The 19,678-nt window shown below is 73.4% G+C and carries 16 protein-coding genes; 13 read left to right on the top strand and 3 right to left on the bottom strand.

Annotated elements, in window-relative coordinates:
• Nucleotides 1–104 precede the first annotated feature (104 nt).
• From ABD369_RS04915 to ABD369_RS04880, 8 genes are all read left to right on the top strand, one after another.
• Nucleotides 105–3,194, top strand: coding sequence for a toxin glutamine deamidase domain-containing protein (locus tag ABD369_RS04915; protein WP_344634941.1), 3,090 nt, complete (start codon nucleotides 105–107; stop codon nucleotides 3,192–3,194).
• Nucleotides 3,191–4,504: an SUKH-4 family immunity protein gene (locus ABD369_RS04910; protein WP_344634940.1), complete on the top strand. Its 1,314-nt coding sequence runs from the start codon at nucleotides 3,191–3,193 to the stop codon at nucleotides 4,502–4,504. Before ABD369_RS04915 ends, ABD369_RS04910 begins: the two co-directional genes overlap by 4 nt.
• A 290-nt stretch (nucleotides 4,505–4,794) precedes the next feature.
• Entirely contained in the window at nucleotides 4,795–5,751 is a 957-nt protein-coding gene (locus tag ABD369_RS04905) for a Ppx/GppA family phosphatase (RefSeq protein ID WP_344634939.1), read from the top strand.
• 743 nt (nucleotides 5,752–6,494) lie between these two features.
• Nucleotides 6,495–7,298, top strand: coding sequence for a sugar phosphate isomerase/epimerase family protein (locus ABD369_RS04900; protein ID WP_344635099.1), 804 nt, complete (start codon nucleotides 6,495–6,497; stop codon nucleotides 7,296–7,298).
• Between the two features lie 31 nt (nucleotides 7,299–7,329).
• Nucleotides 7,330–8,094, top strand: coding sequence for a class I SAM-dependent methyltransferase (locus ABD369_RS04895; protein ID WP_344634938.1), 765 nt, complete (start codon nucleotides 7,330–7,332; stop codon nucleotides 8,092–8,094).
• Complete coding sequence (locus tag ABD369_RS04890) at nucleotides 8,091–8,873, top strand: class I SAM-dependent methyltransferase (RefSeq protein WP_344634937.1); 783 nt, start codon at nucleotides 8,091–8,093, stop codon at nucleotides 8,871–8,873. Before ABD369_RS04895 ends, ABD369_RS04890 begins: the two co-directional genes overlap by 4 nt.
• 144 nt (nucleotides 8,874–9,017) lie before the next feature.
• Nucleotides 9,018–10,862: a dihydroxy-acid dehydratase gene (gene ilvD, locus ABD369_RS04885; RefSeq protein ID WP_344634936.1), complete on the top strand. Its 1,845-nt coding sequence runs from the start codon at nucleotides 9,018–9,020 to the stop codon at nucleotides 10,860–10,862.
• A gap of 178 nt (nucleotides 10,863–11,040) precedes the next feature.
• Complete coding sequence (locus ABD369_RS04880; RefSeq protein ID WP_344634935.1) at nucleotides 11,041–11,586, top strand: hypothetical protein; 546 nt, start codon at nucleotides 11,041–11,043, stop codon at nucleotides 11,584–11,586.
• 29 nt (nucleotides 11,587–11,615) lie between these two features.
• Here ABD369_RS04880 and ABD369_RS04875 read toward each other — a convergent pair whose 3' ends face one another.
• Together ABD369_RS04875 and ABD369_RS04870 are read right to left on the bottom strand one after the other, a co-directional pair.
• Nucleotides 11,616–12,038 carry an SCO2583/SCO2584 N-terminal domain-containing protein gene (locus tag ABD369_RS04875; protein ID WP_344634934.1) on the bottom strand — a complete coding sequence of 141 codons (423 nt, stop codon included), beginning with the start codon at nucleotides 12,036–12,038 and terminating at the stop codon, nucleotides 11,616–11,618.
• Nucleotides 12,039–12,190: 152 nt separating this feature from the next.
• Nucleotides 12,191–12,640: a hypothetical protein gene (locus tag ABD369_RS04870; RefSeq protein ID WP_344634933.1), complete on the bottom strand. Its 450-nt coding sequence runs from the start codon at nucleotides 12,638–12,640 to the stop codon at nucleotides 12,191–12,193.
• Between the two features lie 283 nt (nucleotides 12,641–12,923).
• Between ABD369_RS04870 and ABD369_RS04865 the strand changes: the two genes are divergently transcribed.
• A complete protein-coding gene (locus tag ABD369_RS04865; protein WP_344634932.1) occupies nucleotides 12,924–14,258 on the top strand; it encodes an IS110 family RNA-guided transposase in 1,335 nt (444 codons plus the stop codon).
• Between the two features lie 169 nt (nucleotides 14,259–14,427).
• Here ABD369_RS04865 and ABD369_RS04860 read toward each other — a convergent pair whose 3' ends face one another.
• Nucleotides 14,428–14,814, bottom strand: a complete 387-nt coding sequence (locus ABD369_RS04860; protein ID WP_344634931.1) for a VOC family protein — start codon at nucleotides 14,812–14,814, stop codon at nucleotides 14,428–14,430.
• Between the two features lie 433 nt (nucleotides 14,815–15,247).
• Between ABD369_RS04860 and proC the strand changes: the two genes are divergently transcribed.
• The 4 genes from proC to ABD369_RS04840 all read left to right on the top strand — a co-directional run bounded on the left by proC (nucleotide 15,248) and on the right by ABD369_RS04840 (nucleotide 19,440).
• Nucleotides 15,248–16,069, top strand: coding sequence for a pyrroline-5-carboxylate reductase (gene proC / locus ABD369_RS04855; RefSeq protein ID WP_344634930.1), 822 nt, complete (start codon nucleotides 15,248–15,250; stop codon nucleotides 16,067–16,069).
• A gap of 68 nt (nucleotides 16,070–16,137) precedes the next feature.
• Complete coding sequence (locus tag ABD369_RS04850) at nucleotides 16,138–16,794, top strand: HAD family hydrolase (protein ID WP_344634929.1); 657 nt, start codon at nucleotides 16,138–16,140, stop codon at nucleotides 16,792–16,794.
• A 155-nt stretch (nucleotides 16,795–16,949) separates the two neighbouring features.
• Complete coding sequence (locus ABD369_RS04845) at nucleotides 16,950–18,170, top strand: MFS transporter (RefSeq protein ID WP_344634928.1); 1,221 nt, start codon at nucleotides 16,950–16,952, stop codon at nucleotides 18,168–18,170.
• A 70-nt stretch (nucleotides 18,171–18,240) separates the two neighbouring features.
• On the top strand, nucleotides 18,241–19,440 hold the full coding sequence (locus tag ABD369_RS04840) for an acetoin utilization protein AcuC (RefSeq protein WP_344634927.1): 1,200 nt from the start codon (nucleotides 18,241–18,243) through the stop codon (nucleotides 19,438–19,440).
• The last annotated feature ends 238 nt before the right edge of the window (nucleotides 19,441–19,678 follow it).

Genomic DNA, 19,678 nt, shown 5'->3' with positions numbered 1-19,678 from the left:
TGCCGTACCGGCCGCCGGGCGCGGCCCCGTCCCGGGCGGGCGGACCGCCCGCGGCGTCGGAACCGCGACGGCGTTCAATCCGTAGAGCGCGAAGGGGGGACCGCGTGTCCCGGAAGTTGCCCGAGGAACTGGTTCCGGTCCTGGCCAAGGTCGGCCACCACTGGCCCGAGGCCGACGAGGACGGCCTGCGCCGCGCCGCCTCGCTGTGGCGGGAGTTCGGCACCGAGGCCGAGCAGCTGAGCCGCCGGGGCCGGGAGTCCGCGCAGCGGGTCACCGAGGAGAACTCGGGGCCCGCGATGGAGGCCTTCGGCCGGCACTGGACCGACTTCTCGGGCGGCGGCCGCGGTTATCTGGACGATGCGACCGGCGCCGCCGAACTGGTCGCCAAGGCCTTCGACGGCGCCGCCGAGGCCACCGACACCTGCAAGTCGGCGATGGTCGCCGAACTCACCGAACTGGCCGAGAAGCTCAAGGCGGCCGAGGCCGCCGAGGCCAAGGCGAAGGCGGAGCACGGCGGCGGACTGGCCGGCGCCGTCACCAAGGCGGTCGACACCGTCGTCGCCGAGGCCGGCGAGGCGGTCGACCTCGTGGCCGCCAAGATCAAGATCGGCGAGTTGCTGGAGGAACTGGGCCGCGCCATGAAGCACGGCCTGCAGACCGCGCTGCAGGAGCCCGCGGTGATCGCGCTGGAGCGCCTGGCCGGCGCGAACGGCAAGGCGCGCGGCGGCTCGGACGATGCGATCGCGCTGAGCGCCAGGGCCGGGATCGGCGGGCAGTCGACCGGCCCGTTGGCGGGCGCGGCCGCCGGGTCGGCGGCGGTCGGCGGCGTCCGTGCGCTGAGCGCCGCCGTGGACTCGCACGGCCGGCTGATCACGGACGACGAGGGACACCCGCTGCTCCGCGACCAGAACGGCAAGCTGGTGGCCGGGGTCGACGGCGTCACCGTCCCGGTCGGCCCGGACGGCAAGCCGGTGGTCGACGCCGACGGCAAGGTCGAGGTCCTCGGTACGGACGGCAAGCCGCTGGTCGGCGTGGCCGTCGGGGTGGACGGCAAGCCGCTCACCGATGCCCGGGGCAACCCTGTCACGGTCGGCGTCGACGGCCGGCTCGGTGACAGCAAGCTGTCGGTGGCGCTCGACGAGAACGGCGCGCCGCTGGTCGGCACGGACGGCCGTCCGGTGGTGCTCGGCCCGGAGGGGCAGCAGTTGCCGGGGCCGGACCAGAAGCTCGGGCTGCGGGCCGGCGTGCAGACGGCGGGGCTGCCGACCGATCTCTCGGCCGACGCCGACGCCGACGTGAGCGAGCGGTCGACGGCGGCCGGCACCGGACTGCGAACCGCACCGGCCGGTACAGGAGTTCAGGTCGGGCTCGGCGACGGGGACGGCTACGGCTCGGGAGCGGGCGACGGCTCCGACGGCTACGGGGGCGGTTCCTCCTACGCGGGCTCGTCGGGGCACTCCGGTACGGGCGGCGGCGGGTACCGGCACCGGCAGGACCCGTTCGAGGACGGCGGCGGCCAGGGCGGCTACGACTCCGCGGACTACTCCGACTACGGCAACCCGCCGGTCACGCACCACACTTCGCTGCGGACCGGGCCGGTTTCGCTGCAGACCGACTCCGTTTTCGTCGAGCCGCCGCAGACGGGCTCGGACTACGGCTCCTCGGGCGGGTCCGGCCCGGGCTCGGGATCCGGGTCCGGCTACGGCTCGGGCTACGGCTCCGGTGGCGGCGACGTGCCGTCGGCGGGCAGCGGCTCCTCCGGCGGCGGCTGGCGTCCCGACCCGTCGGGCGGATCCGTGCCGTCGATACCGGCCACCGGCGGCTACGGGCCGGTCGGCGGAGCTCCGGTCGGCGGCTCGACCGGCGTACCGGTGGTCACCGGTCCGGTGGGCGGCGGTCCGGCGGCCAGCGGCCCGGTGGGCGGCCCGGTCGGCGGGTCGATCGGCGGGTCGATCGGCGGTGGCCCGGTCGTCACCGGCCCGGTCGGCGGTACCCCCGGGGTGTCCGGCACCCCCGGCACCCCCGGCACCCCCGGCATCCCCGGCGCGCCCGGAGGTCCGGTGGGCGGTCCGATCGGCGCGGGCGCGCCGGGTGCGGCCGGCCAGCCGGTCGGCGGTGCGATCGGCGTCGGCGTGGGCATCACTCCGCAGGACGGCCGATCCGGCGCGGCGGTGCCCCGGATGCCCGTCGGCACCCCCCTGCCGGCCGCGGGCCTCGGCGCGAACCCGGGCGTACCCGCGCCACTGCGGTCGTCCCTCGGCCCGGTCGCCGACTTCCGCGTCCGTCCCGACCAGCTGCTGCCCACCGACGCACACGGGACGTCCGCCTGGAGCGCCGTACCCGCCGGCGAGCTCGGCGCCGCCTTCCTGCTGGTCCGGGCCGGACGCCGCCAGGGTGTGCCGCCGCAGGGCGAGCTCGAGCAGGTGCGCACCATCGCCGACAGCCGCCCGTACGGCGTCCCCGGCGGTCTCGGCCCGGTCGACCCCGCGCACCAGGCCGAGGCCGAACTCCGGTTCCCCGTAACGCCGGAGGGCTTCGCCGTACCGCATTCCGACCCGCGTCGCGGGACCTGGACCGAGGTGCTCAACGGCGGCGGCTACCGCGAGCAGGGCCGGGCCAACAACTGCGTCGAGCTCTCACTCTCCGGCCTGGACAGCTACGCCGGGCACCCCACCTGCGGCGCCCCGCGGCTGCCGGACGGCCCGGCCGGGGAGCGCGGCGGCCGTGACCGGGCCGAACGCGAACTCGGCACCCAGTTCCGCGACCTGGGCGACGGCGAGCAGGCGCACCGGCGGCTGGCCGAGGTGCTGCTTCGCACCGGGCACGGCGCGCAGGCGGTGCTGCTCACCATGGACGAGTTCGGCCGGTCGCACACCTGGAACGCCGCCGTGTGCGAGGGCACGCTCAGCTACCTGGACCACCAGACCGGCCGCCGGTCGGCCGCCCCGCTCTACGGCGCGGAGCACGGCCTGTGGGCGATCGCGGTGGACGGCGACTGCCGCCCGCTCGACCTGTCGGACATCCAGCTCGCGGCCCCGGAACCGAAGCCGGAACCCGAGGCCGCACCGGATCCCGTGCCCGCCCCGCAGGCCGAGCAGGAGCCCGCCGTCCCGGAGCAGCCCGCGCCGCCGCGCTCGCGGCTGACCATCCACCGAGCCCCCGCAGGCACCAGCGCGAGGAGCGCCAAGCGATGACCACCCGCGAACAGGCGATCGACGCCGCCCACCGCTGGATCAACGGCGATCTGCCGCAGGAGGCGGCCCGCCCGGTCCAGTCCTTCGAGTTCGACCTCGGCTGGGTGCTCTGGCCCGCGCCCGCCCCCGTGCAGGTGGATCCGCTGACCGGTGCGCGCCGGGCACCCGAGGAGATCGGCGCGGCCTGCGCGGTGGTGGACCGCGCGACGGGCGAGCTGAGCGTCTGGCCGTCCGTCCCGGTCACCGAGGTGATCCGGCTCTACCGCGACAAGCTGGGCGCCGGCCAGTACGAGCCCGCGCTGCCGCCCGTCACCGGCCCCGGGGTGCGCGCCGAGGTGACCTGGCGCGACGAGCACGGCGAGTCGCAGACCCTGGTCATGCACTCGGTCGCGGGCCGTCCACACCCCGCGCTGCGCGCCTGGCGGCAGCTTGAGCAACAGGGCGTCCGCGCGGAGGACGTGGTGTCGGTCCACACCGATCTGAGCCTCGCCATGCTGCCCGGCGGGTACGTCGCGCAGGCGCTCGCCGAGGAGCTGCCGTCCGCGCGGTTCAGCCACGAGCTGCGCTACGGGCCGCACTTCGACCACCGGGCGGAGGCGGTACGGGAGTCGGCCGCCCGGATCCCGGCCGACGGGCCCGACGGGCGGCCGGCCGCGCCCAGGCCCAACCGGATGCCCTTCCCGGCCGCCGTGCCGCCCGCGCTCCCGGAGAGCGCGCAGGCGCTCGCCGCCAGGCTCGTGGAGCGGTTCGGAGCCGAGGGGGTCCAGCGCTTCGAGGCCGAGGAGGTGCTGGCGGCCGATCTGCCGGACTCGACGGCCGTGCCGCTGATCGACATCGGCCTGCCGGTGGCGGTCGAGGGCTTCTTCACCCTGCTCCGCCCGGTGGCCGACGGCGTCCTGGACGGCACCCGGACCCAGACGGCGCTGCCCGATGCGGCCGACCACCTGGCCGAGCTCGGACGCGGCCTGCGGGCCGCCGAGGCCGCCCGGCGGAACCTGCTCGGGCAGCGCGTCGTCGGCACCGACGGCTGGGCGCTGATGACCGTGGACTCCGCCCAGGGCCGGGTCCGCGCGATCGACCCCGACAGTGCGAGCGCGCGCCACTGCAACACCGACCTCACCGCCTTCATCCGCTCCCTCGCCCTCCTCGCCGACTTCCTGCCCCGGCTGAGCGGCCTCCCGCCCTACGCGGCGGGCCCGGTGGTCGCCGAACTCCAGTGGGGCCTGGCCGCCATGGACCGCACGGTGTTCACCGACCCGGAGAACTGGTGGTCGGTTGTGGTGGAACAGCTCTGGCACGGAGTCCTGTGACGGTGACGGCGGTCGGCGGTCGCCGGGCGGCGGTCAGAGCCCGACCGCCGTGGTGCGACCGCCGCCGAGCACGGTGACGTTCTCCGCTCCGGTCGGGCTTTGAGGAAAGTGCCTCTCCCGAGCGCTGGACTAGCCTTGCAGGATTCGCAGTTGCGGAGGATCGACCCGGGGTCCGTCGATCACGCCGCTCCTGCCGGGCATCGTCCTGACTGTCGGTCAGGCCCTGCTCCCGGTCGTCGGCCGGGCATGCGTGCCAGGCCGCGGGCGGGTATCGCGTAGCGTTGAGGGCTATGCGACTCGGTGTGCTCGACGTAGGTTCCAACACCGTCCACTTCCTCGTGGTGGACGCCCACCCCGGTGCTGCCCCGCTACCCGCGTACTCCCACAAGGCCGAGCTCCGCCTCGCCGAACTGCTCGACACGGAGGGTGCGATCACCAAGGCCGGCGTGGACAAGCTGGTCGGCATGGTGGCCTCCTCGATAAGGGTGGCCGAGGACAAGGGCGTGGTGGACATGCTGCCCTTCGCCACCTCCGCCGTCCGGGAGGCCGCCAACGGCGAGGACGTGCTGCGCCGGGTCGCCGAGGAGACCGGGGTGGAACTGCGGGTCCTGTCCGGCCAGGACGAGGCCCGGCTCACCTTCCTCGCGGTTCGCCGCTGGTTCGGCTGGTCCTCGGGGCGCCTGCTCAACTTCGACATCGGCGGCGGTTCGCTGGAGATCGCCTGCGGCCTGGACGAGCAGCCCGACGTCGCCTGCTCCCTCCCGCTCGGCGCCGGTCGGCTGACCGCCCAGCTCCCCGGGGACATCGCCGACCCGGACGACGTACGGGAGCTGCGGCGCCAGATCCGGGCCGAGATCGCCCAGGCGGTCGGCGAGTTCGCCCGGCTGGGCACCCCGGACCACGCGGTCGCCACCTCCAAGACCTTCAAGCAGCTGGCTCGGATGACCGGTGCCGCCCCCGCCGACAACGGGCCGCTGGTGCAGCGAAGGCTCACCAGATCCGGTCTGTCCGCCTGGGTGCCCCGGCTGGCCGGGATGACCGTCGCCGAGCGCGCCCGGATCCCCGGCGTCTCGGAGGGGCGGGCGCGGCAGCTGCTGGCCGGTGCGCTGGTCGCCGACGCGGCCATGGACCTCTTCGGCCTGGACGGGCTCGACATCTGCCCCTGGGCCCTGCGCGAGGGCATCATCCTGCGCCGCCTGGACGCGATGGACAGCCCGGTCGACCGCCGCCCCGCCCTCACGCAGTGAACCCTTCGGCGCAAGGCGGAGCGGAGCGGGACGTGCCCGGCAGCCCGGCGGAGCTTCCCGCCGCCGCCCTGCCTCGTGCCGCCTTCGGGCGGAGCGGTACGAGGTGAGCACGCCCACACCCGGGCGGGACCGGGCCCCATTCGGTTGCCGGGCCGCTTACGCTGTCTCCCGTGGCGGAACCAGCGGACGAGGACGGTACGCAGGCGGGCCGCGCTGCTGGTGAGGACGCCGGGCAGCCGCGGCCGGGCAGGCCGCGCCGGGCCAGGGCGAGCGCCGCGCCCAAGCGGACACCGGCGCCCGGGCAGGGCGAACCGGACAGCGACTCCCGGGCGGACCGGCCCGCGGAGGCAGCCGGGAGCCCGGAGTCGAGGAGTGCGAAGGCCGCCAAGGCTGCGAAGGCCGCCAAAGTTGCCAAGGTCGCCCAGGCGGTCAAGGCGGTCAAGGCGGTGAAGTCGGCGACCGCCGCGAAGGCCGCCAAGTCCACCCGGCAGCGGAAGGCCACGACCATCGAGCCCGGCAAGGCCGCCGAGCCTGCCACAGCCGCCAAACGCGGTACGGCCGCCAAGCCCGGCACAGCTGCCAAGCCCCCCGCAGGCGCCAAGACCGGCGCGGCCGCCAAGACCGGCGCGCCCGCCAAGACCGCCAAACGGGCCAAGGCCGTGAAGCCCTCCCGCCGCAAGGCGCCCGAGCCCGCCCCCCTGCTGCGCACCACCGACCGCCTGGTGCTCCCGCCGCACCCCGAGCTGCACGTCCCGGACACCAAGGTGGTGCTCTCCACCGCCTCGGTCTACCCCGCGACCACCGCCACCGCCTTCGAGCTGGCCGCCAAGCTCGGCTACGACGGCATCGAGGTGATGGTCTGGAACGACCCGGTCAGCCAGGACATCGAGGCCCTGCGCAGGCTCTCCGACCAGCACCGGATGCCGATCCTGGCGGTGCACGCCCCCTGCCTGCTGATCACCCAGCGGGTGTGGACGACCGACCCGTGGACCAAGCTGGTCCGGGCCCGCGCCGCCGCCGAGAAGCTGGGCGCGGACACCGTGGTGGTGCACCCGCCGTTCCGCTGGCAGCGCCAGTACGCCCGGGAGTTCGTCGAGGGCATCGGCCGGATGGCGGGCGAGACCGACGTCCGGTTCGCGGTGGAGAACATGTACCCGTGGCGCTACCGGGACCGTGAGGTGCTGGCCTACTCGCCCGGCTGGGACGTCACCGACGAGGAGTACCGGCACTTCACCATCGACCTCTCGCACGCCGCCACCTCGCGGATCGACACCTTCGCGTTGGTCGACCGGATGGGTGACCGGCTGGCCCACGTCCACCTGGCCGACGGTTCCGGGTCGGGCAAGGACGAGCACCTGATCCCGGGCCGCGGCAAGCAGCCCTGCGCCGAGCTGCTGGAGCGCCTCGCCCGGACCGGCTTCGGCGGCCACGTGGTGCTGGAGGTCAACACCCGCCGCGCCACGTCCCCCGCCGAACGCGAGGCCGACCTCGCCGAGGCGCTGGCGTTCACCCGTCTGCACCTGGCCACCCCGGCGCGCGTACGCTGACCGCAGGCACACGCGAGACCGGGGGCGGGACGTGACGGATCTTCAGCATCGCGAGCACGCGGAGTCCTTCGGTGCGGTCGCGGGGCACTACGACGTGGCTCGGCCGTCGTATCCGGATGCGCTGTTCGACGAGGTGGAGCGGTTGTCCGGGCGGGGGTTGCGGGGTGCGGTGGTGCTGGACGTGGGTGCGGGTACGGGGATCGCGACGCGGTTGCTGGCGGGTCGGGGTGCGCGGGTGACCGCGGTCGAGCCGAGTGCGGGGATGGCGGCCCGGCTGCACGAGGTGAGTCCCGAGGTCCCGTTGGTGAAGGCGGGCGGTGACGAGCTGCCGTTCCACGACTCAACGGTGGACCTGGTCACCTATGCGCAGGCGTTCCACTGGACCGACCCGCACCGCTCCGTCCCGGAGGCGATCCGCGTCCTGCGCCCCGGCGGCGCACTGGCCCTGTGGTGGAACCTCAAGGACCGCGCGGCCCCCTGGGTCGCGGCCCAGGAGGACCGGCTGAAGGCCGCCCTGCCCACCTACCGCTACTCCGGCGCGGTGAACGTGGTCACCGAACCGCTGAACGCCTACGACCTGCGCCTGGGCACCGCCCGCCTGCGCTGGGAACGCCGGATCGACGTCGACACGGTGATCACCGACATGCGCTCCAAGTCGTACTTCGCCGTACTGCCGGCCGAGCAGCGGGAGCCGGTGCTGACCGCCGAGCGGGCCGCGCTGCTGGCCGAGTTCCCGGACGGCACGGTCACCGAGCCCTACGTCCTGGAGCTCGTCGTCGCGGCGACCCCGGCATGACGGCCCCGGACTGGCAGCAGCGGGCCGCCTCCTTCGGTGCGGTCGCGGGGCACTACGACGCGGCTCGGCCGTCGTATCCGGATGCGCTGTTCGACGAGGTGGAGCGGTTGTCCGGGCGGGGGTTGCGGGGTGCGGTGGTGCTGGACGTGGGTGCGGGTACGGGGATCGCGACGCGGTTGCTGGCGGGTCGGGGTGCGCGGGTGACCGCGGTCGAGCCGAGTGCGGGGATGGCGGCCCGGCTGCACGAGGTGAGTCCCGAGGTCCCGTTGGTGAAGGCGGGCGGTGACGAGCTGCCGTTCCACGACTCGACGGTGGACCTGGTCACCTATGCGCAGGCGTTCCACTGGACCGACCCGCACCGCTCCGTCCCGGAGGCGATCCGCGTCCTGCGCCCCGGCGGCGCACTGGCGGTGTGGCGCAACGACCGGGACAACCGGACCCCCTGGATCGCCGCCCAGCTGGGGCGGCTGCTGGCCGGGGTCTCCTCACTGAGCGTGCTGCCCACGGGCGCCGAGCGGGTCGACATCGCGGAGGTCGGCGAGCTGCTGGCCGAGTACGGCCTGCGGGCGGGCAGTGCGGAGATCACCTGGCAGCGCGAGGTGCCGGTGGAGACAGTGCTCGACGACCTGCGCTCCAAGTCCTTCATCGCGGTGCTGTCCGAGCGGGAACGGGAGGCCGTGCTGGCTGCCGAACGGGCCGCGCTGCTGGCCGAGTTCCCGGCCGGGCTGCTCTCCGAGCCCTTCACGGTCCGACTGGCGGTGGGCGTCAAGGCCGCCTGACGGCACGGCACCCGCCAGCTGACCGCATTCCGGACGAGCCGTGCGTCCGCCCGGACCGACGGCGTACGCTCGGTAACTAAAGCGGCCCCGCACCCTCTCAACCGAAGCAGCGGGCCGCGCGCAGCCGCCGAAGGAGTGGAGCGAATGCCCGAGCTGAGGTCCCGTACGGTCACCAACGGTCGCAACATGGCGGGCGCCCGGGCGCTTCTGCGGGCCGCCGGCGTAGCCCGTGAGGACTTCGGCAAGCCGATCATCGCGGTGGCCAACTCCTTCACCGAGTTCGTGCCGGGCCACACCCACCTCCAGCCGGTCGGCCGGATCGTCTCCGAGGCGATCAAGGAGGCGGGCGGCATCCCGCGCGAGTTCAACACCATCGCGGTGGACGACGGCATCGCCATGGGCCACAGCGGCATGCTCTACTCGCTGCCCTCCCGCGACCTGATCGCCGACTCGGTCGAGTACATGGTCAACGCGCACTGTGCGGACGCGCTGATCTGCATCTCCAACTGCGACAAGATCACCCCGGGCATGCTGATGGCCGCGCTGCGCCTCGACATCCCGACCGTCTTCGTCTCCGGCGGCCCGATGGAGGCCGGCAAGGCCACCCTGGTCGACGGCACGGTCCGCAAGCTCGACCTGGTCGACGCGATCTCGCAGGCGGTGAACGAGAACGTCTCCGACGAGGACATCGCGATCATCGAGGAGAACGCCTGCCCGACCTGCGGGTCCTGTTCGGGCATGTTCACCGCCAACTCGATGAACTGCCTCACCGAGGCGATCGGCCTCTCGCTGCCCGGCAACGGCTCGGTGCTGGCCACCCACACCGCCCGCAGGGCCCTGTACGAGCGGGCCGGCCGCACCGTGGTCGAGCTGGCCCAGCGGTACTACGGTGGGGACGACGCCTCCGTCCTGCCGCGCAACATCGCCACCCGGGCCGCCTTCGAGAACGCCATGGCCCTGGACATCGCCATGGGCGGCTCCACCAACACCATCCTCCATCTGCTCGCCGCCGCTCAGGAGGCCGAGCTGGACTTCGACATGCGCGACATCGACGCAGTCTCGCGCAAGGTGCCCTGCCTCTCCAAGGTCGCTCCCAACGGCAGCTACTACATGGAGGACGTCCACCGGGCCGGCGGCATCCCGGCCATCCTGGGCGAGCTCTACCGCGGCGGGCTCCTCAACGAGGACGTCCACACCGTCCACTCCTACTCGCTCGCCGAGTGGCTCAAGACCTGGGACGTGCGCGGCGGTTCGCCCTCCGCCGAGGCCGTCGAGCTGTGGCACGCCGCCCCCGGCTGCGTCCGCTCCGCCACCGCCTTCTCGCAGTCCGAGCGCTGGGAGACGCTGGACACCAACGCGGCGCGCGGCTGCATCCGGGACATCGAGCACGCCTACTCCGTCGAGGGCGGCCTGGCGGTCCTGTACGGCAACATCGCCGAGGCCGGCTGCGTGGTGAAGACCGCGGGCGTGGATGAGTCCATCTGGACCTTCAAGGGCCCGGCCGTGGTCGTGGAGTCCCAGGACGACGCGGTCGAGGCGATCCTCGCCAAGCGGGTGAAGGAGGGCGACGTCGTCGTCATCCGCTACGAGGGCCCCAAGGGCGGCCCGGGCATGCAGGAGATGCTCTACCCGACCTCCTTCCTCAAGGGCCGCGGCCTCGGCAAGGCCTGCGCCCTGATCACCGACGGCCGGTTCTCCGGCGGCACCTCGGGCCTGTCGATCGGCCACATCTCGCCCGAGGCGGCCTCCGGCGGCGCCATCGCGCTGATCGAGGACGGCGACATCGTCTCGATCGACATCCCGAACCGGAGGATCGACCTGGAGCTCTCCGCCGAGGAACTGCAGGAGCGGCGGCGCAGGCTGGAGGCCGACGGCGGCTACCGGCCCAAGTCCCGCCAGCGGCAGGTCAGCGCCGCACTGCGGGCGTACGCGGCGATGGCCACCTCGGCTGACAAGGGCGCGGTCCGGGACGTGAGCAAGCTCGGCTGACGCCTTCGGGCAGGTTCCGGGCGAGGGGACCGCTTCCGGCGCACGGGCGGTCCCCTCCGCCGTTCCGCCTCGCGGCTCCGGGGGGGGGGCGGGCCCGGCGGCCTTCCCGGGGCGGTGGGGGATGCCGGCCGGAGAGGCCCGCCGCACTTCCCCGGAGGGAGGAGTCACAATCGGACTCGTGACCAAGCAGCAGCGCACCTCCCCCAGCACGCCCCAGTCCCGGGCCCCCGAGCCGGAGCCCATCCGCTTCTTCGGTACCAGCTGGGTCGACCGTGGCACCGGCTACTGGGCGCGCCGGGTCGTGGTCCCGATCGGTGCGCTGCTCTGCGCCGCCGCCGGTGCGCTGGTGCTGCGCTTCGCCGTCGGTGGCGTCCGGCTGTCCGACTCCGGCGGGTTCGTCAACGGTCTGCTGATCGCGGCCATCGCCGTCTGCTCCTGCCTCGCCGCCGTACGCAACTGGAAGCTGCTGACCGAGGGCCGGGAGTCGCTCGCCGGCTGGATGGCCGAGGACAGGTCGCTCGGCGCGGTCTGGCTGATCGGGGCGGTGGGCGCGCTCGTCGCGTACTTCGTCCGCAGCCTGGTCGAGGCGCCCGGCGAAGGCGTCAAGCGGGCCGGCTACGACCAGGCGCGGATGCACTACGAGCGCCGCGGTGCGGTCAAGCGCAAGCGGGAGAACACCAAGGGCGCGGGCCGCCCGTCGCGAAGCCCTCGCTCCGCGTCCTGAAGACCACCGCGGGGGAAAGCGCCGCCGGGTCACCCCGTCCAGCGGATCGGGTGGGCCACCGGGCTGCTCGGGGCCGGGCTCGCGCTCGGCGGGGCCTTGGTCCGGGTCTGCTCGATGACCGGAGGGGGTGGCGTGGGGCGGTCGCCCGTCGCGAGCCGGAAACTGAGCGCTGCCAGGCCGATCACCACCGCGATGATCAGCCAGGACTGCCACCGCCTGCCGATCCGGGCCCGCAGCCGGCTGCGGCGGCCCGGCAGCCGTCCTACCCGGGCGCCGGGCGGGTCGGGCTCCGGCGGCTCGCGCTTCCACTTGGCGGCGAGCATCCGGGCCCGTCCGGACTGCTCCTGCACGGTCGCGGCCCGGATGAACTCCTCGTCCAGGACCAGGTTTTCGAAGGGATCGCGCTGCGGCTGGTCCCCGGGGCGCGGCTGGGGGTCTTCGGCTGTCGGCACACGGTCAGTATGTCGACCCGGGAGGGTGAACATGCGGCCGGGGCGGCCGGTTGTGCAGGAATCGTGACCGCCCCGGTGGGGTCAGTGCGTCTGTTGCGTCCGCCGTGCCCGCGCGCGGCTGGCGCGGAAGGACGGCACCGAACGCCGGGCCGCTAGGCGCCGCGCCTGGCGCGCTTCACCGAGCCGACCACCCCGGCGACCACCAGCAGAATGCCTGCCGGCAGCAGCGAGGTGAAGAGCGCGCCGAACAGCCCCCAGCTACCCAGCAGGGTGAGCGCCAGCGTGTTCAGCACCAGCAGTGCGCCCGCCGCGGGCAGCGCCGACCGCCACGGGTGCTCGTCGGCCCAGCGGGCCAGCCGCCGGTCGGCGGTGTCCCGGCGGAGCTTGCCGCCCACCGTGCCGACCAGGAAGAAGAAGAACAGGGCCAGGCCGACCGGTCCGGCCAGGATGTCCATGGACCAGTGACCGGTGACGACGTCGATCCCCAGCGCTGCCCCGCCGGCCAGCGCACCGACGGCCGCGGCCGTCCGCCAGGGCCCGAGCGTCGCCGACGCGACGGCGAGCTGTCTGGTCTCACTTCGCGACAAATCTGCGTGTCCCATGACTCAACGGTGCGCCGCGCCGGCCCGGGACGCCAGAGCGGCCGACCCTGAGTTTTCCCGTAAGTCATCTTGTCCTTCCAGCGACGCCCTGCGTGCGTGAAAATCGGTGCGGCGGCCGCCCGCTGACGTCGATCAACCCTTGGGCCAGTGAGCCCGCGTGTAAGTCTGATGCCGGAGCCGGCCTGAGGGGCCATGCACTGTTGCCACGAGCACGCCGTTCAGACTCCCGCTCTCCCCTCCCGCTCCCGGGCGGCCGCCACCTGCCGAGGCCTGCCGTGAAGGGGTGGATGTGGAGACAGAGGAGATCGAGGCGATCGAGGGGCTCGTCGAGCGGGTGGCCGCCATCGACGTGGCGAAGGCGTCAGGGATGGTGTGCATGCGCTTGCCGCACCTGGCTCGGGAGGGCCGCCGCGTCCAGGAAGTCTGGAACGTCGCCGCGACCACGACTGCCGTCCTCGAACTGGGAGACCGGCTGCTGTGCCAAGGCGTGACCCGGGTGGTGATGGAGGCCACCGGGTCGTACTGGAAGGTGTTCTTCTTCCTCCTGGAGGCCCGGGGCCTGGAGTGCTGGCTGGTCAACGCCCGCGAGGTCAAGAACGTCCCGGGCCGGCCCAAGACGGACAAGCTCGACGCCGTCTGGCTCGCCAAACTCGCCGAACGCGGGATGCTGCGACCCTCGTTCGTACCGCCGAAGCCGGTCCGCCAGCTACGGGACCTCACCCGAACCCGCACCGTGCTGACCGAGGAACGGTCCAGGCACAAGCAGCGCGTCGAGAAGATCCTGGAGGACGCCCAGGTCAAGCTGTCGACGGTCGCCACCGACATCTTCGGCGTCTCCGGACGGGCCATGATGGAGGCGATGATCGCTGGCGAACGCAACCCGAGCGTGCTGGCCCAGATGGCCAAGGGCCGGATGGCCGCCAAGAAGGATGCTCTCGCACTGGCGCTGACCGGGCAGTTCGAAGAACACCACGCGTTCCTCTGCCGCACTCTGCTCGACAGCATCGACCACCTGACCGCCCAGATCGACAAGCTCTCCGAGCGTATTACCCGCGCCATCGAGGAGCTGACCGCGCACGACGCCGGCGCCGCAGGCCACAACCGGACCGCAGCCGGCGATCGCAACCGGTCGAGCCTGGTCGATAGGCTCGATGCCATCCCCGGCGTCGGTCCGACCACCGCCCAGATCCTGCTGGCCGAACTCGGCCCGGACATGAGTGTCTTCCCCACCCCGGACCACCTGGCGTCATGGGCGAAGCTGTGTCCACGGACCATCCAGTCCGGCACCAAGACCGCCACCGGCCGCACCGGCAAGGGCAACCCCTGGCTCAAGGGCGTTCTCGGTGAAGCCGCGATGGCCGCCTCACGCACCGACACCTTTCTCGGCGCCCGCTACCGACGCATCGTCAAACGCCGAGGTCACAAGAAAGCCCTGGTCGCGGTCGCCCGCACGATCCTGGTCATCGTCTGGCACCTCATCAACAACCCCGACACCCAGTACACCGACCTCGGCCCTGACTACCACCAGCGCCTGATCGACCCGACCCGCCGAACACGTGACCTGGTCCGCCAACTGGCAGCCCTCGGACACCAAGTCACCCTCACTCCCGCAGCCTGACCCCAGCTCTGGCAACCTCCCGGCGGCCAGCACCGCCCGGGCGACGACGCATGCCCCGCTTACCGTGAATTTTCCGTTCAGGGAGGCGGCTCCTCGGGGTTGGTCGCCCCGGCGTCGGGGGAAGCCGGGCAGCACGGATCAACTGCCCAGGATCACGGGTGACTTGGGGTTACCGGAAGCCGCCGTACGGAACCGTGAGGATCTCCATGCCGTGGCCGGCCGGATCCATGAAGTACAGGCCGCGCCCGCCGTCGTTGCGGTTGATCTCGCCCGGCTGCTTCTGGTGCGGATCGGCGTAGTAGGTGATCCCCGCCTGCTTGATCCGCTCGAAGGCGGCGTCGAACTCCTGCTCGGAGATCAGGAAGGCGTAGTGCTGCGGGGTGATCGACTCGGCGGGGATGGTGGCGAAGTCCAGGGTGACCCCGTTGTCGGTGGCGACCGGTATGAACGGGCCCCACTCCGCTCCGACCTCGAGGCCCAGGACGCCCGCCAGGAATTCGGCGGAACTCCGGTTGTCCCGGGAGTGGATGATGGTGTGGTTCAGTTCGACTGACATGATCGAATGCCTCCAGAAGGCATCTGCGGCTACCTCCATGCCTCACCCGGCCGGTGACCGACACGCGATGCCGCACTGGCGATCCTAAGCAGCCCCGCCGCTCACCGTCGAGGGCTCATGTCCGCCAGGCCATCCGTCAGGTGGGCGCGGTCGTTGAAGGAGAGCAGCCGCCAGACGCCCTTGCTCTCGTCGAAGTCCCAGTCGGTGGCGGAGGTGAAGTCCGGGTCGGCCCGGGACAGCCGTGCTCACCCGCGACCAGGCCGAGCCCGGAGTGGACGGACTCGCCGTGACGGACCATCACAAGCCGCATGGCTGTTGACGGTAGGCGCTCCGGTCGGCCCGCGCGGCGGAGCCGGTCCCGAAAGCCGGACAGGGCCCCGCAGGGGCCGCCCGAAGTGCGAGGATGGCCGGACACGGTACGTAAGGAGCGGCCATGAGCAGCGCACACGGACAGAAGATCGCCTTCCTCGGCACCGGCAAGATCGGGGAGGCCCTGCTCTCCGGCCTGCTGCGGGCGGGCAAGGACCCGGCGGACGTCCTGATCACCGCCCGCCGCCCGGAGCGCGCGGCCGAACTCGCCGCCCGCTACGGGGTCACCGCGGTCTCCAACACCGAGGCGGCCAAGGTCGCCGACACCCTGATCCTGGCGGTGAAGCCGCAGGACATGGGCACCCTGCTGGACGAACTCGCCCCGCACATCGCCGCCGACAGGCTGGTGGTCTCGGCCGCCGCCGGCATTCCGACCGCCTGGTTCGAGGCGCGGCTGGCGGCGGGCACGCCGGTGGTCCGGGTGATGCCCAACACGCCCGTGCTGGTGGACGAGGGCATGAGCGTGATCTCCGGCGGCTCGCACGCCCAGGAGGAGCACTTGGAGTGGGCGGAGGAGATCTTCCGTTCGGTCGGCAAGGTGCTGCGACTGCCGGAGTCCCAGCAGGACGCGGCCACCGCGCTGTCCGGTTCGGGCCCGGCCTACTTCTACTTCCTGGTGGAGGCGATGACCGACGCGGGCATCCTCCTCGGCCTGCCCCGGCAGGTGGCGCACGACCTGATCGTGCAGTCGGCGGTCGGCGCCTCGGTGATGCTGCGCGACTCCGGAGAGCACCCGGTCAAGCTGCGCGAGGCGGTCACCTCGCCGGCCGGGACCACCATCGCGGCCATCCGCGAGCTGGAGAACCACGGGGTCCGGGCCGCGCTGCTGGGCGCGCTGGAGGCGGCCCGTGACCGGTCCCGCGAGCTGGCGGGTGGCGGCAAGTGAGCGTCCGGTGGGCGGGCCGGGGCAGGTGAGCGGCCGCCGCCCGACGGGCGGCCAGTAGCCTGGGGCCGGTGAGTTACGACCTGGTGATCTTCGACAATGACGGTGTGCTCGTGGACAGCGAGCCGATATCCAACCGGGTGCTGGCCGAGTACCTGACCGAACTCGGCTACCCCACCGCCGTCGAGGACTCCTACCGGGACTTCATGGGCTGCGCCGCGCACACCGTGCACGACGTCATCGGCGAGCGGTACGGGGCGCGGCTGCCCGAGGGCTTCGACCGGCTCTTCCACGACCGGGTGTTCGCCGCCTTCCGGGCCGAGCTCACCGCCGTGCGCGGCGCCGGGCAGGTGCTGGAGACCCTCCGGCGGTCCCGGGTCCCGTACTGCCTGGCGTCCTCCGCGCACCACGAGTGGATCCGCACCGCACTCGACCTCGCCGGCCTTCGCGGCTATCACGCGGAGGAACGGATCTTCAGCGCCCAGGACGTCGGCATCGGCAAGCCCGCGCCCGACCTCTTCCTGCACGCGGCCCGCACCCTCGGCGTGGACCCCGCGCGCTGCCTGGTGGTCGAGGACAGCCGCAACGGCGTGCTGGCCGCCCGCGCCGCCGGAATGGACGTGTACGGCTACGCGGCCCTCACCGACCCGGCCAAGCTCACCGGTGCCGGGGCGACCGGCCTGATCACCGAACTCCCGCAGCTGCTCGACCTGGTGGCCGCTGCCTGAGGGCTGCCGAGCGGCCCTGACCCGTACCCGGCGCCCGGAGCGGCTTCGCGGAAGAGAGTCCGGTCCAACCCCTCCCGCAACCGCCCCGCAGCACCTACGCTCGCGGCCAACATCTTTCGTACCGGCCGGTAGTGCCGGGGGGATCGGGGGCGGCCATGCGGCAAGCCGTGGACGCGGGACTGCGCCGGTCGCGGGCGGCGCTGGCGGTCGGCTTCCTGCTGCAGGGCACCGCCTTCGCGCTGCTGGTGACCTGCATACCCGAGATCCAGCGCCGGTACGGGCTGAGCGACGCGATGCTGCCGGTGTTCCTGGCGGCGGTGCCGGTCCTGGCCGGCGTCGGGTCGATCGGCTCCGAGCAACTGGTGAAGCGCAGCAGCGCACGCGGTGTGCTGCGGACCGTCCAGCCCGCCGTCTGCCTCACCCTCGCCGCGGTCGGGCTGGGCGAGAGGCTCTGGCAACTGGCCGTCGCGCTGGGTCTGTTCGGCCTGCTGGTCGGTGCGCTGGACGCGAGTATGAACATGCTCGGGGTGGGCCTCCAGCGCCGCTACGGGCGCAGCATCATGCTCGGCTTCCACGCCGCGTTCAGCCTGGGCGGCATTCTCGGCGGCTCGATCGCCTGGCTCGGTGCGCACGACGACTCGGGACTGCCCACCCTGTTCGGGGCCACCGCGGCGGTGCTCACACCGCTGGCGCTGCTGGCCGGAACCCGCTTCCCCGGGCGGGCCGAACTCGGCGACGCGGTACGGGAAGCGGCCGAGGCGGCGGCCAGGTCCATCCCCTGGCGGCCGCTGCTGCCGCTCTGCACGGCGATGGCCGCCGCCTACATCGCGGACGCCTCGGTCTCCAACTACAGCGTCAAGTACCTCACCGACGGGCTGCACAGCGCCGGTGACGTGGCCAAGTTCTCCTACCTCGGCTACATGGTCGCCATGCTGCTGGGCCGCGCCCTCGGTGACCGGGCGGTGCAGCGGTGGGGCGCGGTGGCCGTGGTCCGGACGGGGGCCGCGCTGGCCGCACTCGGTTTCGCCCTCGCGGCGGCGGCGCCCGGCCCGGCGGTCGGCATCGCCGGGTTCACCCTGCTCGGCTTCGGCATCTGCGCGATCATCCCGCAGGTCTTCGCGGCGGGCGGACGGCTCTTCCCGGAGGACTCCGATGCCGCGGTCGCCCGGCTCAACCTCTTCAACTACGTGGGTTTCCTTCTGGGTTCGCCCCTGGTCGGTGCCCTCGCGGACGCCGCCTCCTACCGCATCGCCCTGCTCGCCCCGCTCGTCCTGATCCTCCTGATCGCCCCGCTGGCCGGCCACTTCGCCCCCGGCCGCCCCGGCGACCGGGAGCACGGGGAGCGGCGCGTACAGCCCACCGCACCGGGGCACTGAGCCGCCGGCCACCGGCCCCGCCGCGCCCTTCGGCTCGGGTCGGGCCGAGCCGGTGCACTACCTTGGGATCATGCCCGAAGCCGAGCGTGACACCTCCTGTGGCCTGCACCTCTACTGGGACGAGGCCGTCACCGCCTACGACTTCGGTCCCGGCCACCCGATGGACCCGACCCGGCTGGCGCTGACCATGCGACTGGTCGAGGCCTTCGGCCTGACCACCGCGCCCGGCGTGACCGTGCGGTCCGCCCCGCCCGCCGGCGACTCCACCCTGGGCCTGGTGCACAGCGCCGAGTACATCGAGGCGGTCAGACGCGTCGCCGCGGACCCGACCACCACCGATCTGCGGCACGGCCTGGGCACCGCGGACAACTGGGCGTTCGCCGCCCAGCACACCGCCTCGGCGCTGATCGCCGGTCAGTCGGTGGCCGCCGCCGAGGCGGTGTGGAACGGCGAGACCCCGCACGCCGTCAACTTCGCCGGCGGGCTGCACCACGCGATGCCGGCCGGTGCCTCGGGCTTCTGCGTCTACAACGACCCGGCGCTGGCCATCGCCCGCCTGCTGGAGCTGGGCGCCGAACGCGTCGCGTACGTGGACGTGGACGTGCACCACGGGGACGGTGTGCAGCAGGCGTTCTGGGACGACCCCAGGGTGCTGACCGTCTCGATCCACGAGCACCCGTCCACGCTCTTCCCGGAGACCGGCTGGTCCACCGAGACCGGCGGCCCCGACGCGCCGGGATCGGCGGCCAACCTCCCGCTGCACGCGGGCACCGGCGACAGCGGCTGGCTGCGTGCCTTCCACGCCCTGGTCCCCGAACTGCTCGCCGCCTTCCGCCCCCAGGTGCTGGTCAGCCAGCACGGCGCCGACACCCACGTCGAGGACCCGCTCGCGCACCTGGCCGTGACGGTGGACGCCCAGCGCATGATCGCCGAGTCGATGCACGAACTCGCCCACCGGTACGCGGAAGGCCGCTGGATCGCGACCGGCGGGGGCGGCTACGCGGTGGTGGACGTGGTCCCGCGCGCCTGGACTCATCTGGTCGCCACCGCGGCGGGTCACCCGATCGACCCCGCCGCCGAAACCCCGGAGAGCTGGCGCGCGGAGGTGTACCGCCGTACCAGGCAGCAGGCCCCGCTGCGGATGACCGACGGCGCGGGGCCCCACTGGCGGGACTTCCAGGAAAGCGGCTACGACCCCGCCGACCGCCTCGACCAGGCGATCCTGGCGGCCAGGCGGGCGGTCTACCCGCACCACGGCCTGCTGCCGTGACCGACGCCGGGGTGGGGTCCGAGGCCCACCTGCCATGCCACCGCAGGCCGCCGGGCCGCCACGGGGCGCTCGCCGGGGTACTGGAGGCATTCGGGTGCGCCCGTGTTCACCCCAGCGCGGGGTGCGCGCTTCCGTGAGCCCGCTCCCGGCCGGAGCCGCACCTGCGAACTCGACCACCCCGGACCAGTGGCCGTGGTCAGATCTCTTGACGGTGCGCCCGACCGAAGCGGAAGAATCA

Origin of the sequence: Kitasatospora cystarginea (assembly GCF_039533515.1) — a bacterium.
Taxonomy (GTDB): domain Bacteria; phylum Actinomycetota; class Actinomycetes; order Streptomycetales; family Streptomycetaceae; genus Kitasatospora; species Kitasatospora cystarginea.
Note: the sequence above shows the minus strand (reverse complement) of the source record. Positions and strands in the feature narration are given on the sequence as shown.

Excerpts from the sequence above, each read along its gene's own strand:
- ABD369_RS04845 (WP_344634928.1), top strand. The coding sequence starts at position 16,950 with ATGCGGCAAGCCGTGGACGCGGGACTGCGCCGGTCGCGGGCGGCGCTG.
- ilvD (WP_344634936.1), top strand. The coding sequence starts at position 9,018 with ATGCCCGAGCTGAGGTCCCGTACGGTCACCAACGGTCGCAACATGGCG.
- ABD369_RS04905 (WP_344634939.1), top strand. The coding sequence starts at position 4,795 with ATGCGACTCGGTGTGCTCGACGTAGGTTCCAACACCGTCCACTTCCTC.
- ABD369_RS04870 (WP_344634933.1), bottom strand. The coding sequence starts at position 12,640 with ATGGGACACGCAGATTTGTCGCGAAGTGAGACCAGACAGCTCGCCGTC.
- ABD369_RS04910 (WP_344634940.1), top strand. The coding sequence starts at position 3,191 with ATGACCACCCGCGAACAGGCGATCGACGCCGCCCACCGCTGGATCAAC.
- ABD369_RS04890 (WP_344634937.1), top strand. The coding sequence starts at position 8,091 with ATGACGGCCCCGGACTGGCAGCAGCGGGCCGCCTCCTTCGGTGCGGTC.
- ABD369_RS04840 (WP_344634927.1), top strand. The coding sequence starts at position 18,241 with ATGCCCGAAGCCGAGCGTGACACCTCCTGTGGCCTGCACCTCTACTGG.
- ABD369_RS04860 (WP_344634931.1), bottom strand. The coding sequence starts at position 14,814 with ATGTCAGTCGAACTGAACCACACCATCATCCACTCCCGGGACAACCGG.
- proC (WP_344634930.1), top strand. The coding sequence starts at position 15,248 with ATGAGCAGCGCACACGGACAGAAGATCGCCTTCCTCGGCACCGGCAAG.